The 15062-nt window shown below is 70.2% G+C and carries 14 protein-coding genes; 10 read left to right on the top strand and 4 right to left on the bottom strand.

Annotated elements, in window-relative coordinates; translation table 11 throughout:
• Position 1 precedes the first annotated feature (1 nt).
• From kdpA to ASF76_RS03850, 6 genes are read left to right on the top strand one after another with little or no spacing between them, the layout of a single operon-like run.
• Positions 2-1687, top strand: a complete 1686-nt coding sequence (gene kdpA / locus ASF76_RS03875) for a potassium-transporting ATPase subunit KdpA (protein ID WP_055953124.1) — start codon at positions 2-4, stop codon at positions 1685-1687.
• Positions 1687-3855: a potassium-transporting ATPase subunit KdpB gene (kdpB, locus tag ASF76_RS03870; protein ID WP_055953121.1), complete on the top strand. Its 2169-nt coding sequence runs from the start codon at positions 1687-1689 to the stop codon at positions 3853-3855. Before kdpA ends, kdpB begins: the two co-directional genes overlap by 1 nt.
• A 12-nt stretch (positions 3856-3867) precedes the next feature.
• Positions 3868-4458 carry a potassium-transporting ATPase subunit KdpC gene (gene kdpC / locus ASF76_RS03865; protein WP_055953118.1) on the top strand — a complete coding sequence of 197 codons (591 nt, stop codon included), beginning with the start codon at positions 3868-3870 and terminating at the stop codon, positions 4456-4458.
• An 18-nt stretch (positions 4459-4476) separates the two neighbouring features.
• Positions 4477-4710, top strand: a complete 234-nt coding sequence (locus ASF76_RS03860) for a hypothetical protein (protein WP_055953114.1) — start codon at positions 4477-4479, stop codon at positions 4708-4710.
• Positions 4707-7343, top strand: coding sequence for an ATP-binding protein (locus tag ASF76_RS03855; protein ID WP_082484826.1), 2637 nt, complete (start codon positions 4707-4709; stop codon positions 7341-7343). Before ASF76_RS03860 ends, ASF76_RS03855 begins: the two co-directional genes overlap by 4 nt.
• On the top strand, positions 7340-8011 hold the full coding sequence (locus ASF76_RS03850) for a response regulator (protein WP_055953112.1): 672 nt from the start codon (positions 7340-7342) through the stop codon (positions 8009-8011). Before ASF76_RS03855 ends, ASF76_RS03850 begins: the two co-directional genes overlap by 4 nt.
• A 223-nt stretch (positions 8012-8234) precedes the next feature.
• On the opposite strand, the gene ASF76_RS17720 is transcribed toward ASF76_RS03850, so the two are convergent.
• From ASF76_RS17720 to ASF76_RS03835, 4 genes are all read right to left on the bottom strand, one after another.
• Positions 8235-8513, bottom strand: a complete 279-nt coding sequence (locus ASF76_RS17720; RefSeq protein WP_082484825.1) for a helix-turn-helix domain-containing protein — start codon at positions 8511-8513, stop codon at positions 8235-8237.
• A gap of 338 nt (positions 8514-8851) precedes the next feature.
• On the bottom strand, positions 8852-9112 hold the full coding sequence (locus ASF76_RS03845) for a hypothetical protein (RefSeq protein WP_156459119.1): 261 nt from the start codon (positions 9110-9112) through the stop codon (positions 8852-8854).
• A gap of 401 nt (positions 9113-9513) precedes the next feature.
• Complete coding sequence (locus tag ASF76_RS03840; protein ID WP_055953106.1) at positions 9514-9990, bottom strand: hypothetical protein; 477 nt, start codon at positions 9988-9990, stop codon at positions 9514-9516.
• 178 nt (positions 9991-10168) lie between these two features.
• Positions 10169-10897, bottom strand: a complete 729-nt coding sequence (locus ASF76_RS03835; protein WP_156459118.1) for an Ig-like domain-containing protein — start codon at positions 10895-10897, stop codon at positions 10169-10171.
• Positions 10898-11285: 388 nt separating this feature from the next.
• On the opposite strand from ASF76_RS03835, the gene ASF76_RS03830 reads away from it, so the two are divergent.
• The 4 genes from ASF76_RS03830 (at position 11286) to fdhA (ending at position 15052) form a co-directional block, all read left to right on the top strand.
• On the top strand, positions 11286-12548 hold the full coding sequence (locus ASF76_RS03830) for an aminotransferase class V-fold PLP-dependent enzyme (protein ID WP_055953100.1): 1263 nt from the start codon (positions 11286-11288) through the stop codon (positions 12546-12548).
• Positions 12545-13000 (top strand): Fe-S cluster assembly sulfur transfer protein SufU, encoded by a 456-nt coding sequence (gene sufU, locus ASF76_RS03825; protein WP_055953097.1) that lies wholly within the window; start codon positions 12545-12547, stop codon positions 12998-13000. The genes ASF76_RS03830 and sufU overlap by 4 nt, the downstream gene beginning before the upstream one ends.
• A 246-nt stretch (positions 13001-13246) precedes the next feature.
• Entirely contained in the window at positions 13247-13645 is a 399-nt protein-coding gene (locus tag ASF76_RS03820) for a hypothetical protein (protein WP_442922753.1), read from the top strand.
• Positions 13646-13834: 189 nt separating this feature from the next.
• Positions 13835-15052, top strand: coding sequence for a formaldehyde dehydrogenase, glutathione-independent (gene fdhA / locus ASF76_RS03815; protein ID WP_055832152.1), 1218 nt, complete (start codon positions 13835-13837; stop codon positions 15050-15052).
• Positions 15053-15062 lie beyond the last annotated feature (10 nt).

Raw genomic sequence — 15062 nt, 5'->3', positions numbered from 1 at the left:
CATGGACGCCGGAACGATCTGGTCCATCATCCTGACCAGCCTCACCCTCATCGTCGCGCTGGGCCTGGCGTACCGCCCCCTCGGCGACTACATCGCCCGCATCTACACCGGCGAGCGCGACCTCGCCGTCGAGCGCGTCACTTACCGCCTGATCGGCGTCGACGCGCGCAGCGCTCAGACCTGGCAGGCGTACCTGCGCTCGGTGCTGCTGTTCTCCTTCGTCGGTGTCGTGTTCGTGTACGCGATCATGCGCCTGCAGGCGGTGCTGCCGTTCTCGCTCGGCCTCGAGGCCCCCGGCGAGGCGCTGTCGTTCAACACCGCCGTCTCGTTCGTCACGAACACCAACTGGCAGTCGTACTCGGGTGAGACCACCCTCGGGTACACGGTGCAGTTCGCCGCCCTCACGGTGCAGAACTTCGTCAGCGCCGCGGTCGGCATCGCCATCGCCATGGCCCTCGTCCGTGGGTTCGCGTACCGCCGCAGCGGCGTGATCGGCAACTTCTGGGTCGACCTCGTGCGCGGCACCTACCGCCTGCTCCTGCCGTTCGCGGTCGTCGCGGCGATCGTGCTGCTGGCGGGTGGCGTCATCCAGAACCTCACGGGGTTCACGGATGCCACGACCCTCGCGGGAGCCGCCCAGTCGATCCCGGGTGGGCCGGTCGCCTCGCAGGAGGCGATCAAGCTCCTCGGCACCAACGGCGGCGGGTTCTTCAACACCAACTCCGCCCACCCGTTCGAGAACCCCACCCCGTGGACGAGCCTCTTGTCGATCTTCCTGATGCTCGTCATCCCGTTCTCACTCCCCCGCGCCTTCGGGCGCATCGTCGGCGACAACCGCCAGGGCTACACGATCCTGGGCGTCATGGCCGCGATCTTCGCGGCATCCACTGCCCTCCTCACCTGGGCGGAGCTCGCCGGCAACGGGACCGCCCCGATGCTCGCGGGCGGGGCGATGGAGGGCAAGGAGGTGCGGTTCGGCATCTTCGGCTCGACGCTGTTCGGCTCGACCAGCACGCTCACCTCCACCGGCGCCGTCAACTCGATGCACGACAGCTACACGGCCCTCGGCGGCATGATGCCGATGATCAACATGATGCTGGGCGAGGTCGCCCCCGGCGGCGTCGGCTCGGGCCTGTACGGCATGCTGATCCTTGCCGTGATCGCGGTGTTCGTCGGCGGCCTGCTCATCGGTCGCACCCCCGAGTACCTCGGCAAGAAGATCGGGCCGCGCGAGATCAAGCTCGCGAGCCTCTACATCCTCGTGACGCCCACGCTCGTGCTCGCGGGCACCGCGATGAGCTTCGGTATCCCGGCCATCCGCGCCGACGTCGAGGGCACCTCGATCTGGAATCCCGGGGTGCACGGTCTGAGCGAAGTGCTCTACGCGTTCACCTCGGCGGCCAACAACAACGGCTCCGCCTTCGCCGGTCTGACGGCCAACACCCCGTGGTTCAACACCGCACTCGGCGTGGCGATGCTGCTCGGCCGGTTCCTGCCGATCGTGTTCGTGCTGGCGCTGGCCGGTGCCCTGGCGGCCCAGGATGCCGTGCCCTCCACCGCCGGAACCCTGCCGACGCACCGCCCGCAGTTCGCGGGCCTGCTCGCCGGTGTCGCCGTGATCGTCACGGCGCTCACCTACTTCCCCGTCCTCACCCTCGGACCCCTCGCTGAAGGACTTACCCGCTGATGTCCACGCTCACGCACGCTCCGGCTCCCGTCGACGAAGCCTCGACCCCTACCCCGCGCCGCGCGTTCAGCGCCGCGCAGATCGTCGCCGCTCTCCCGGGCGCCGCGAAGAAGCTCAACCCCGCCGCCCAGTGGCGCAACCCCGTGATGTTCCTGGTGTGGGTCGGCGCGGCCCTGACCACGCTCATCGCGATCGCCGAACCGTTCCTCGGGGACGCATCGACAGGCTCAGCGTCCCCTGGCGGCTCAGCGTCCGAGACCCTGCCGTTCGGCTTCACCTGGGCCATCGCGGTCTGGCTGTGGCTCACGGTGTTCTTCGCGAACATCGCAGAGGCCGTCGCCGAGGGCCGTGGCAAGGCGCAGGCGGCGACCCTGCGCAAGACCCGCACGACCACCTCGGCCCGCCGCGTCGTCTCGTACTCTCCCGAGGACCCCTCGGCATCCCGTGCCACGACCGAGGATGTGCCCTCGGGCGACCTGCGCGTCGGCGACGTCGTGCTGGTCGAGACGGGCGAGCTCATCCCCGGAGACGGCGACATCGTCAACGGCATCGCCACTGTCGACGAATCGGCCATCACGGGCGAGTCGGCGCCGGTCGTTCGTGAGTCCGGTGGCGACCGCAGCGCCGTCACCGGCGGAACCCGCGTGCTGAGCGACCGTATCGTGGTGAAGGTCACCTCCCAGCCGGGCGAGACCTTCGTCGACCGCATGATCGCGCTCGTCGAGGGCGCCTCGCGCCAGCGGACGCCGAACGAGATCGCGCTGAACATCCTGCTGGCGAGCCTGTCGATCGTGTTCGTGATCGTGGTGCTCGTGCTCAACCCGATCGCCTCGTACGCGGCCTCGCCCGTGTCGATCCCCGTGCTCGTCGCGCTGCTCGTGTGCCTCATCCCCACGACCATCGGCGCGCTGCTGAGCGCCATCGGCATCGCGGGCATGGACCGGCTCGTCCAGAGGAACGTGCTGGCGATGTCGGGCCGCGCGGTCGAGGCCGCGGGGGACGTCACCACCCTGCTGCTCGACAAGACCGGCACCATCACCTACGGCAACCGCCGCGCCTCGGCCTTCGTGCCGATGAAGGGCGTCGGCGCTCCGGAACTGGCCGAGTTCGCCTCACTGTCGTCGCAGGCCGACCCCACGCCCGAGGGCGTCTCGGTGGTCGAGCTCGCGGCATCGCAGGGCATCGTCGCCGAGATGCCCCGCGGCGCGGAATCGGTGCCCTTCACCGCGCAGACCCGCATGAGCGGCCTCGACCTCGTCGACGGCACCCAGGTGCGAAAGGGCGCGAGCTCCGCCGTACTCGCCTGGCTCGAGAGCACGGGAACCCCCGTCGGCGCGGCACTGCGCGCGCAGCTCACGACCGAGACGGATGCCATTGCGCAGTCCGGAGGCACCCCGCTCGTCGTCGCAACCCTGTCGGGGGCCACAGGCCGCATCCTCGGCGTCATCCATCTGAAGGACATCGTCAAAGACGGCCTCCGTGAGCGTTTCGGGGAGCTCCGGGCGATGGGTATCCGCACCGTGATGATCACGGGCGACAACCCCCTGACCGCGAAAGCCATCGCCGCAGAGGCGGGCGTCGACGACTTCCTCGCCGAGGCCACGCCCAAAGACAAGCTCGCCCTCATCCAGCGCGAGCAGGAGGGCGGCAACCTCGTCGCGATGACCGGGGACGGCACGAACGACGCCCCGGCGCTGGCGCAGGCCGACGTGGGCGTGGCGATGAACACGGGCACCTCGGCCGCGAAGGAGGCCGGCAACATGGTCGACCTCGACTCCGACCCGACCAAGCTCATCGACATCGTGCGCATCGGCAAGCAGCTGCTGATCACGCGCGGCGCGCTCACGACGTTCTCGCTCGCGAACGACATCGCGAAGTATTTCGCGATCATCCCGGCCATGTTCATGGGGGTGTTCCCGGGCTTGGCGGTGCTGAACGTCATGCAGCTGTCATCGCCCGCCTCGGCGGTGCTCAGTGCGATCGTCTTCAACGCGATCGTGATCATCGTGCTGATCCCACTGGCGCTGCGCGGCGTGAAGTACCGCGCAGCGAGCGCGTCGAGCATCCTCAGCCGCAACCTGCTCGTCTACGGGCTCGGCGGCGTCATCGTCCCCTTCATCGGTATCAAGCTCATCGACCTCGTCGTGGGCCTCTTCCCCGGCTTCTGAAAGGCCCCCGTCATGCGCACCACCCTGCGTACCGCCGGCGTCGCCGCCCGCGCGATGCTCCTCTTCACCGCCCTGCTCGGTGTCGGTTACATGCTGTTGATCACCGCGGTCGGACAGGTCGCCCTGCCCTTCCAGGCCAACGGATCGCTGGTCCGCTCGGCTGACGGTCAGGTCGTCGGCTCGCAGCTGCTCGGGCAGTCCTTCGCGGATGCCGACGGCAACGCCCTGCCGCAGTACTTCCAATCGCGTCCCTCGGCCGCCGGCGACGGCTACGACTCCGCCGCCTCGAGCGGGACGAATTGGGGTCCCGAGAACGACGACCTCATCGCTGAGATCGAGGAGCGCAAAGCCACCTTCGACGCCCTGAACGGCTCCGGCGCGATCCCGGCCGATGCCGTCACTGCCTCGGGCTCGGGCCTCGACCCCGACATCTCCGTCGCCACCGCCGAACGTCAGGTCGCGCGGGTCGCCGAGGCCCGTGGCATCCCGGTCTCCGACGTGTCGGCGCTCGTGGCGGAGCACACCCAGCCGCGCGATCTGGGTTATCTCGGCGACCCGCGGGTGAACGTGCTCGAGCTCAACCGCGCCCTCGACGCGCGCTGAGCGACGAGAATCGCTGACATGGCTCACGTCGCGTCCCTCGCCGCCGTCGCGCTCCTCGCGCGGCGGCGGGTTCGCGCGCAGGCGGCGGCGCCCCCGTCGAGGGTGCACGCGGGCTCGGCGTTCCAGCGGACCCTCGCACCGTCGAGCGTCCAGAACACGCCGCACGCCCAGATGCGAAGCGGCGTGTCTTGGACGCTCAACGGGGCGACGCGGGTCGGTGCGGGCTCAGGGGCCGAGCGGAGCGTCGCGTGAAGCGCGGGCGCCTGCGCGTGCTGCTGGGCATGGCGCCGGGGGTCGGCAAGACGTACGAGATGCTCGAAGAAGGGCGCCGTCTTCGCGACGAGGGCCGCGACGTCGTCGTCGCGATCGTCGAGACGCACGGGCGTGCCGCGACCGCAGCCCAGGCCGAGGGCCTCGAGGTCGTGCCGCGCCGCGATGTCGCCCACCGTGGGGTCGCGCTCGACGAGATGGACCTGGATGCCGTGCTCGAACGGCATCCGAGCATCGCCCTCGTCGACGAGCTCGCGCACACCAATGCCCCCGGCTCGCGCAACGACAAGCGCTGGCTGGATGTCGACGAGCTGCTCGCCGCGGGCATCGACGTCATCACGACCGTCAACGTGCAGCACATCGAGTCACTGGGCGGCGTCGTCGAGAAGATCACCGGTGTCGTGCAGCGCGAGACGGTCCCGGATGCCGTGGTGCGCGCCGCCGACCAGATCGAGGTCGTCGACCTGACGCCGCAGTCGCTGCGCGACCGGCTCGCGGCGGGTTCGGTCTACCCCGCCGAGCGCATCGATGCGGCGCTGTCGAACTACTTCCGCCTCGGCAACCTCACGGCGCTCCGCGAACTCGCGCTGCTGTGGCTGGCCGACGAGGTCGACTCCGCCCTGCAGCGGTATCGCTCCGAGCACGGGATCGAGGGCTCGTGGCAGGCGCGCGAGCGCGTGGTCGTGGCCCTCACCGGCGGCCCCGAGGGGGAGACGCTGCTGCGCCGCGGCGCCCGCATCGCCGCGCGGTCATCGGGCGGCGAGCTGCTCGCCGTGCACGTGTCGACGCAGGACGGCCTGCGCACGAGCACCCCCGGCGCCCTCGCCGAGCAGCGCGCCCTCGTCGAGACCCTCGGCGGCACCTACCACCAGGTGGTCGGCGAAGACCCCGCCACCGCTCTGGTCGAGTTCGCCCGATCGGTCAACGCCTCGCAGCTCGTGATCGGCGTGAGCCGCCGCGGCCGTGTCGCCGCGGCCCTCACCGGTCCCGGCATCGGCGCCACCGTCATCCGCGCCTCCGGCGACATCGACGTGCACATCGTCAACCACGCGCGCGCCGGCGGGCGGTTCGCCCTCCCCCGTCTGACCGGCCCGGCGCTCAGCGCGAAGCGTCGCATCCTGGGCTTCGTCACCGCCCTCGTCGGCGGCCCCCTCATCTCGCTGCTCCTCCTCTCGACCGGTTCCGACGACTCGATCACCACCGACGTCCTGGCGTATCAGCTGCTCGTCGTCGTCGTCGCGCTGATCGGCGGCATCTGGCCGGCGGTGTTCGCCGCGGTGCTGTCGGGCGTGACCCTCGACTTCCTCTTCATCGCGCCGCTCTACACCGTCACCATCAGCGATCCCGTGCACGCGATCGCCCTCGTTCTCTATGTGATCATCGCCATGCTGGTGAGCGTCGTGGTCGACCAGGCCGCCCGCCGCGCCCGCGCCGCCCGCCGCGCCTCGGCCGAGGCGGAGCTTCTGGCGACGGTCGCCGGCAGCGTGCTGCGCGGCGAGAGCGCGGTTCCCGCCCTGATCAGCCGCGCGCGCGAGGCGTTCGGTCTCGCGGGCGTGCGCCTGATCACCGCCGACGGTCACGTCATCGCCACCGACGGCGAGCCGGTGCGCGACGAACGGTCGACCACCGTGCCGGTGGGTGTCGACCGGGCGGTGCTCGAGCTGCACGGTCGCGACCTCGACGCGAGCGAGCGCCGCCTGCTCGACGTGGTCGTCGCGCAGCTGGCGGCCTCCCTCGAACGCACCGACCTGGCCGAGACCGCTGCCGAGGCGGGCGCCCTGGCCGAGACCGATCAGGTGCGAAGCGCCCTGCTCTCGGCCGTCAGCCACGATCTGCGCCGCCCGCTCGCCGCCGCCGTCGCCTCGCTCGGAGGACTCCGGGCCGCGGGCGACAACCTCTCGGACGACGACCGCCGCGAACTCCTCGAGACCGCCGACGAGAGTCTCGCGACCCTGTCGGTGCTCGTGACCGACCTGCTCGACGTGAGCCGCGTGCAGGCCGGAGTGCTCGCGGTGTCGCTGACGGAGGTGGATGCCGCCGGCGTCGTGCTCAGCGCGCTCGACGAACTCCACCTCGGACCGGATGCCGTCGAGCTCGCGCTCGATCCCGACCTGCCGGCGCTCCATGCCGACGCGGTGCTGCTGCAGCGCGTGCTGGTCAACGTGCTGACGAACGCGGAGCGGTACACACCCTCGGGGCGGCGCGTGCGCATCGCGACGAGCCGCCTGGGTGGCACCGCCGAGATCCGCGTGATCGATCACGGCCCCGGCATCGCCGCCGAGCGGCGCGAAGACATGTTCTCGCCGTTCCAGCGCCTCGGCGACACCGACAACACCGCCGGCCTGGGGCTGGGCCTCGCCCTGTCGCGCGGATTCGCCGAGGGCATGGGCGGAACGCTGACGCCCGAAGACACCCCCGGCGGTGGGCTCACGATGGTGATCGCCCTCCCCGTCTCGGACGACACTCCCGCCGATGATCCGTACACCGGCCTCGTCGAGTCCGCGCCCGCGGCGAGCGCCCGCCCCCTGGCATCCACGCCCGCGACCTCCGGACGACCCCCGTCCCTCCCCGCGGCGCGGCCCGCGGCATCCGAAACCCGAGAGGACGCCCCGTGAAGATCCTCATCGCCGACGACGATCCGCAGCTCGTGCGCGCCCTGCGCATCACCCTCGCCGCCCACGGGTACGACGTCGTCGCCGCGGCCGACGGTGCCGCGGCCATCACGCTCGCCGCTCAATCGCATCCCGACATCGTGCTGCTCGACCTCGGGATGCCGCACCTCGACGGCGTGCAGGTGATCGAGGCGCTTCGCGGCTGGACGACCGCGCCGATCATCGTCGTCTCGGGCCGCACGGGCTCGGCCGATAAGGTCGAGGCCCTCGACGCCGGCGCCGACGATTACGTGACCAAGCCCTTCCAGATCGATGAGCTGCTCGCCCGCCTGCGCGTACACGCCCGTCGCTCGGTGCCCTCGAGCGGCGAGTCGGTCGTGCGGTTCGGCGGCGTCGAGGTGGACCTCGCCGCCAAAGCCGTGCTGCGGGAGGGAATGCGTGTGCACCTGACACCGACGGAGTGGCGGATGCTGGAATTCCTGGCCCGCAACCCGGGCTCGCTCATCACCCGGCAGACGCTGCTGAAAGAGATCTGGGCCAGCGAGCAGGTCGCCGACTCCGGATACCTGCGCCTGTACATGTCGCAACTGCGCAAGAAGCTCGAAGCCGACCCGTCGAACCCGGTGCACCTGCTCACGGAGCAGGGGATGGGGTATCGGCTCGTCGTGTGACGGCGCACTCCGCGCCCGTCACGCTGCGCCGCGCTCCGCCTCACGTACGGAAGGATCGTCGGTCCGCCGGACCGCGAGATCGTCCACCAGTGATCGGCGACAGCGTCGCTCGTCTGCCTCTGCGAGCCACCGGTCGGAAAGAAGGCGTCACCTCGAGAAAGGGAGCTCCGAGCGCTGTGCGCGAACATGCGCGGCGCGCGCGGCGCGGCCGAGTAGACGAGATCTAGTCGTCGGAAAGGCTCCGAATCCAGCGGAGGGGATCGATCTGGAACGACGAGTGCAGGCGAACGAGCGTTTCCAACGTGGGATTCGCCCAGGGGTAGTGCGAGAAGCGTGCGCGCTCGATTCGACCGAGTGCCGGAGGCGCGATCCCCGCCCTCAGCGCAGCCTCTTCTTGGGAATACCCCAAACTGTTACGCGCATTATGTACTTCGATGGCGAGATTGCGCGAAAGACGTGCGCAAAGAATCTCATGCTCGGATCCGACGGAGGGTCTAGTCACGGCAGCCCCGGTTGCTGAACGAACGTTAACTCTTCATCTTCACTCACGTCCGAATCGGGACCCAGAACATATATGTGTTCGTCCCGCGGAGAAATTCCGCGTCCTCGCGCCTGCTCATGACCGGTGGGCGCCGAGCCCGGCTGCGAGTCGGCGCAATGTCGACGCGGCTGCCACGCGACCCCGGTGACAGAGAAGGCGCACCCCGCCCGGCGTCTCTCGTGCAGAGATTGCTCCCCCGCGTCACCTCGACTCGACGCGACCTCGCCCGACGAAGACCCTCCCGCGACGCCGCATCGTGCGCGACCGCGTCACCCCGACCGGCAGGCGCGTCGTCCCGTTCACTGCGGCGGCGAGCCCTCGAGTGCGCGGCTCAGCGCGACCTGCGAGAGGAAATCGATGACCGCGGGCTCATCGGGCAGGGCGAGGGCCTCACCGTCGACGACCAATTCGAATGCCCCCTTCGCCCCCGGTCGGACGCAGACGGGGCTGGCCCGCGGACCGATCTCCCATCCGTCGCCCTGCCGCCGGGCGCGCCACCCGTGGATGCGCATGAGAATTTCGAGCGAGGGCGTCTGATATTCACGGCTCATGTCGGTCATCCGGGCATATTAGTGCGCCCGAATTGCGGCGGAATTTCCTTTCTGCCACGATGTCAAGAAATGCCGAATTCCTGAATTCCGGCATGTTCACCGATGAAGTGCAAGCACAAACAAATACTGAGAATCACATCTTCACATGCCACTATTCCCATTCCGGCACCCGCGATGACGTTCGACGACCTCCCGGCCGACCGGCCCCACCGTCGATGGCAGACCTCTCGCGAACGACCGCGGCTCGCCTGATCACCTCCACACCGGCCGAGGGCGGCTCCGCGTCGGCGGCGACGTCCGCGCGACTCACGAGATGGGCGCGAGAGGTGCGGGGTCGTCATCGGCGCAGGTATCGAACTCCGCCTGCACGCGTGCGCAGCGGCAGGCGTAGACGATCGAGTGGAGCAGCATCAACGCACCTCCCCGAGGGTGTGGCACCCGGGGCAGGGGACGGCGATGCGATCACCCACTCGGACATCTCCGGGGAGCACGACCGTGGCGCGCGCCTCGCTGCCGTGCGCGTCGATGACCGCGAAGGGCTCGTCGTAGGCGTGCGACACCCGGCCGAGCAGTCGCGCTTCGCGCCACACCACGTCGAGTCCTGCGGCGCACGCGTCGAGTCTCAGTGTGTCGGGGGTGGCATCCACCACCGTCGCCACGATCACCGTCGTCGACAGCGTCGCGGACGCCACCCCACCCGACGCCGGGATGACGGCCGGGCCCGTGCACACGCAGGGCGTGCCGCAGATGTCGGCGTACCGGCCGACCGACATCGCCCGCACCGTGACGTCGTCGAGGGTGGGCAGGGATCCCGCGGGCCACGCCGCGGGATCGAAGGGCGCCGGGATGCTGGATCGGAGGGTGGGGATCAGGGCCGTGAGGGTCATGGCATCCGGTCTACGCGGCGACCTCCCCGGGATGCGTCACGCTGACGGTTCCCATGCGGCCGCCGACGCGATTCTCACGCGTCTCGCGCGCTCGGCGGCACCGAGACGGCGTCTCGCTGACGAGGTAGGGGGCACGTCCTGCCCGGAACCGGCCCGTGCACCGGGCTGACGTCATGTCTCAGTTCGAGGGGGTGAGCCACACGTAGCGGACCGTGACCGCCGTACCGTAGTCCAGGCTCCAGGCAAATATGTCGGCCGATCGCGGAGTGCCGCTGGGGAACGGCACGAAGGACGAGCTGAACGTCCCGGCGGCATCGGTCGTTCCGATGGAGGGGCTGAAGACGAGGCGCGGCTCTGACGATGAGATCGAGATCGTGCTGCCCTCCACCGCGACCGAGTGGATGGTCAGGGTTGCCATCACCGCCGATCGCGTCCCACCCTTACCCGGATCGGGACTGAAACGCACCTCGAGTACGGGGGCGCCGTAGGCCAGCGTGGCCGCGGCCGAGACCGTTCCACCCGCGCCGGGCGAGACGGCGGTGATGGTCGACGTGCCCTCGGCGGTTGACGGGGTGACCCTGGTCGTGAAGGTTCCCGAGCCGTCGGTGAGACCGCTCGACGGCCCGAGCGTCACACCGCTCGACGCCGAAAGAGACACCGCCTGACCGGCCAACGGCGCCCCCGCGGCATTCGTCACCCGGACGGTGACCGACGATGACTCGCTCACGCGCACCGCGGTCGGGGCCAACGTGATGGTGATCCTCCGGTCGGTCGACCCGGCGAAAGCCGGCGTGGCGGCCACCATGACGATGGCGGGCACCGAGAGGGCAGCTGCGCCGATGGCCGTCCGGCGGGAGAGGTCTCTCGCGCGACCGTCTGAGTCGGTTGTGGATTCTCGATCTCTCACGGATTCACCCTTCGCTTCGGGACGCGCGGGACGACTCGATGACGCCCCGCCCACGACACCGACCTCCATCCTGTGGGGATCCGCCTCCCCCTGCCCTCCCGCGCTCCGGTTCTCACCCGGGGCGGCCCCGACGTCACCCGGCCCGAGAGTCGCGGCGTCTCCGCGCGCCGGGCTTCCGCGCGTCGAGCTTCTCTTCGCGCGCCCACCGGCGGGGGATCGCGCGCTCGGCGGCACCGAGACGGCGTCTCGCTGACGAGGCAGCCGCGCGGTGCAACAGCGATGTCGGCGATACGCAGTCTCACGGGCGGAACATCTCCGCGCAGGCGAGGCGACCGGCAGCCTCGAGCACGACACCCCGCACCCACCCGACGCGCCGTAGCCTGGAGGGGTGACACTCCCCTTCGACGTCGCCGCCGTGCGTGCCGACTTCCCGATCCTCGAGACCGAGATCGACGGCCAGCCCCTCGTGTACCTCGACTCGGGAGCGACCAGCCAGAAGCCCCGTGCCGTGCTGGATGCCGAGCGCGAGTTCCTCGAGCGCGCGAACTCCGCCGTGCACCGCGGTGCGCACACGCTCGCGGCCGACGCGACCGAGCTGTTCGAAGACGCACGGATCACCGTCGCCGAGTTCGTGGGCGCCGAGCCCGAGCAGCTGGTGTGGACCTCGGGAGCGACCGGCGGCCTGAATCTGATCGCCGGTTCCCTCGGCTACGCGGGGCGCCTGGGCGAGGGCGACGAGATCGTCGTGACCGAGGCCGAGCACCACGCCAACCTCATCCCGTGGCAAGAGCTCGCCGCGCGCACGGGCGCGCGACTGCGCCACATCCCCGTCCTCGACGACGGCATGCTCGACATGCACGCCGCAGCCGACCTCATCGGCGAGCGCACCAAGGTCGTGGCGTTCCCGCACGTCTCGAACGTGCTCGGCATCGTGAACCCCGTCGCGAAGCTCGTCACCCTCGCCCGCGGCGTCGGCGCGCTGACGGTGCTCGACGCGTGCCAGTCGGCTCCGCACCTCGCGCTCGACCTGCCGGCATCCGGGGTCGACCTCGCCGTCTTCTCGGGACACAAGATCTACGGGCCCTACGGCATCGGAGCCCTGTGGGGCCGCGACGAGGTGCTCGAGGCGCTGCCGCCCTTCACCACCGGCGGGTCGATGATCACCACCGTCAGCCTCGACAAGGCTGAATACCTCCCGCCGCCGCAGCGCTTCGAGGCGGGCACGCAGCCGGTGTCGCAGGCCGTGGCTTTGGCCGCCGCGGTGCGGTGGCTCGGCGGACACGATCTCGACGCCGCACGAGCGCACGAGGCCCTGCTCGAAACGCGCATGCGCGAGGGGCTCCGTTCGATCGACGGCATCCGCCTGCTCGGAGACACGGATGCCGCCGAGCGCATCGCCCTGCAGGCCTTCGCGGTCGACGGCGTGCACGCGCACGACGTGGGCCAGTTCCTCGACTCCCGCGGCGTGGCCGTTCGTGTCGGGCACCACTGCGCACAGCCGCTGCACCGCCGGTTCGGCCTGACGGCGTCGGTGCGCGCGAGCGCGGCGATCCACACGACCGAAGAGGAGATCGACACGTTCCTCGACGCCGTCTCGGGCGTTCGCGGCTTCTTCGGCGTCGGCGCGAGCACGGCGGGAGCACGCGCGTGAGCGGGCTGGAGTCGCTGTACCAGGAGCTGATCCTCGACCACGCGAAGAACCGTCGCGGCTTCGGCCTCGCCGAACCGGGCGCGCACAGCGCCACGGTGCACCAGCGCAACCCCATCTGCGGCGATGAGATCACGCTCCGCGTCGACGTCGACGGCGACCGCGTGGCATCCGTCACCTGGGAGGGCGCGGGATGCTCGATCTCGCAGTCGTCGGCATCCATGCTCGTCGCCCTGCTGCAGGAAGACGGCGGTGACGAGGGGATGCCGACCGCCGACGCCTCGGCGTTGATCTCCGGCTTCCGCGAGGCGATGCGCTCGCGCGGCAAGATCGCGCTCGACGAAGAGACGTTCGCCGACGCCGCCGCACTGTCGGGGGTGTCGAAGTACACCGCGCGCGTGAAGTGCGCGATGCTCGCGTGGGTCGCGCTCGAGGAAGGGCTGCGCCAGGCCTGACCTGCGTTGTGGACGCGCACCCCCGCGGCGCCGGGGCCGCCCCGTCCAGCCCGGTTGAGTGTCCAAGACACTCCGGCGCGTGGAGAGATCGACGGCGTGTTCTGGACACTCAACGCGCGCTTGCCCCGCACCGGCGACCCACCGCGCGGGAACGCGGAGGATTACGCTTCCCTTATCGCGACGCACGTGAGGACGGATGCCATGGCAGCAGGCGGAGCAGGGTTCAGCGACGAAGAACGTACGGCGATGAAACAGCGCGCCGAGGAGCTCAAGGCCACGAAGGGGCTGAAGGGCGCGGCGAAGCTCGAGAAGGAGAACGAGGCCTGCCTCGAGGCGATCGACAAGCTCGAGGGCGTCGACCGGGCGATGGCCGAACGCCTCCACGTCATCGTGCTGGAGGAGGCGCCGCACCTGCACCCGAAGACCTTCTACGGCTTCCCGGCCTACGCGAAAGACGGCAAGGTCGTCGTCTTCTACCAGCCGGCGTCGAAGTTCAAGACGCGCTACGGCACCGTGAGCTTCGACGACACCGCGCACCTCGACGACGGTCCGATGTGGCCGGTGTCGTTCGCGGTGGTCGAGGTGACGGCCGAGGTCGAGAGGGCCGTTCGCGACGCCGTCCGCCGGGCCTCTCCCTCGGAGTAGACGGGTCGCGCGCATGACGCATCGAATGGCGTCTCGCGCCATCCCTTGACGTTCCGGTCATCGGCGTCTTGGCTGAGGGCACCCCCGCATCGCTCACGGCCGAATCCGGTCGCACGTCGCGTCGGGTGTCGCTGCGGGTCCGCCCACACGACGCGACCAGGTCGGGTCGACCGGCCGGAGAGGACGACGATGTCCGGCAACAAGGCAGTGGCGTACAAAGAACCCGGAGTGGTGGAGGTCATCGACACCCCCTATCCCGAGTTCGAGCTCAAGGACGGCCCGGGCGTGAATCCGGCGAACGTCGGCCGGAAGGTCCCCCACGGCGCGATCCTGCGCACCGTCTCCACGAACATCTGCGGCTCCGACCAGCACATGGTCCGCGGTCGCACCACCGCCCCCGCGGGGCTCGTGCTGGGCCACGAGATCACCGGCGAGGTGATCGAGGTCGGTCCCGATGTCGAGTTCGTCAAGGTCGGCGACATCGTCTCTGTGCCCTTCAACATCGCGTGCGGCCGCTGCCGCAACTGCAAAGAGGGCAAGACCGGGATCTGTCTGAACGTGAACCCCGACCGCCCCGGCAGTGCCTACGGATACGTCGACATGGGCGGGTGGGTCGGCGGGCAGGCCGAGTACGTGCTCGTCCCTTACGCCGACTGGAACCTGCTGGTCTTCCCCGACCGCGAGCAGGCGCTCGAGAAGATCCTCGACCTGACGATGCTGTCCGACATCTTCCCCACCGGCTTCCACGGCGCCTACACCGCCGGCGTCCGCCCGGGATCGACCGTGTACGTCGCGGGCGCGGGTCCGGTCGGCATCGCCGCGGCCGTCGGCGCACAGCTGCTGGGCGCGGCGGCAGTGCTCGTCGGCGATCTCAACGCCGAACGCCTCGCGCAGGTGCGGTCGCTGGGATTCGAGAGCGTCGACGTGTCGAAGGGTGACCCGCGCGACCAGATCGATCAGATCCTCGGCACCCCCGAAGTGGATGCCGCGGTCGACGCGGTCGGCTTCGAGGCGCGCGGACACGGCTCCGACTCATCGCACGAGGCACCGGCGGCGGTGCTCAACTCGCTGTTCGAGGTCACCGCGGCCGGTGGGGCCCTCGGCATCCCGGGCTTGTACGTGACGGGCGACCCGGGCGGCGTCGACGACGCGGCGAAGGTCGGTTCGCTCTCGCTTCGACTCGGCCTCGGCTGGGCCAAGTCGTTGACGTTCACGACCGGCCAGTGCCCGGTGATGAAGTACAACCGGCAGCTGATGATGGCGATCCTGCACGACAAGGTGCAGATCGCGAAGGCCGTCAACGCCACGCCCATCAGCCTCGACGACGCGCCCCAGGGCTACGCCGACTTCGACAAGGGCGCCCCGCGCAAGTACGTGCTGAACCCGAACGGGTACATCAAGAGCTGACGCGGAGCCG

It is taken from the genome of Microbacterium sp. Leaf151 (genome assembly GCF_001424225.1).
Classification (GTDB): domain Bacteria; phylum Actinomycetota; class Actinomycetes; order Actinomycetales; family Microbacteriaceae; genus Microbacterium.
Note: the sequence above shows the minus strand (reverse complement) of the source record. Positions and strands in the feature narration are given on the sequence as shown.

Excerpts from the sequence above, each read along its gene's own strand:
- ASF76_RS03820 (WP_442922753.1), top strand. The coding sequence starts at position 13,247 with ATGAAACAGCGCGCCGAGGAGCTCAAGGCCACGAAGGGGCTGAAGGGC.
- fdhA (WP_055832152.1), top strand. The coding sequence starts at position 13,835 with ATGTCCGGCAACAAGGCAGTGGCGTACAAAGAACCCGGAGTGGTGGAG.
- ASF76_RS03840 (WP_055953106.1), bottom strand. The coding sequence starts at position 9,990 with ATGACCCTCACGGCCCTGATCCCCACCCTCCGATCCAGCATCCCGGCG.
- kdpA (WP_055953124.1), top strand. The coding sequence starts at position 2 with ATGGACGCCGGAACGATCTGGTCCATCATCCTGACCAGCCTCACCCTC.
- kdpB (WP_055953121.1), top strand. The coding sequence starts at position 1,687 with ATGTCCACGCTCACGCACGCTCCGGCTCCCGTCGACGAAGCCTCGACC.
- kdpC (WP_055953118.1), top strand. The coding sequence starts at position 3,868 with ATGCGCACCACCCTGCGTACCGCCGGCGTCGCCGCCCGCGCGATGCTC.
- ASF76_RS03860 (WP_055953114.1), top strand. The coding sequence starts at position 4,477 with ATGGCTCACGTCGCGTCCCTCGCCGCCGTCGCGCTCCTCGCGCGGCGG.
- ASF76_RS03845 (WP_156459119.1), bottom strand. The coding sequence starts at position 9,112 with ATGACCGACATGAGCCGTGAATATCAGACGCCCTCGCTCGAAATTCTC.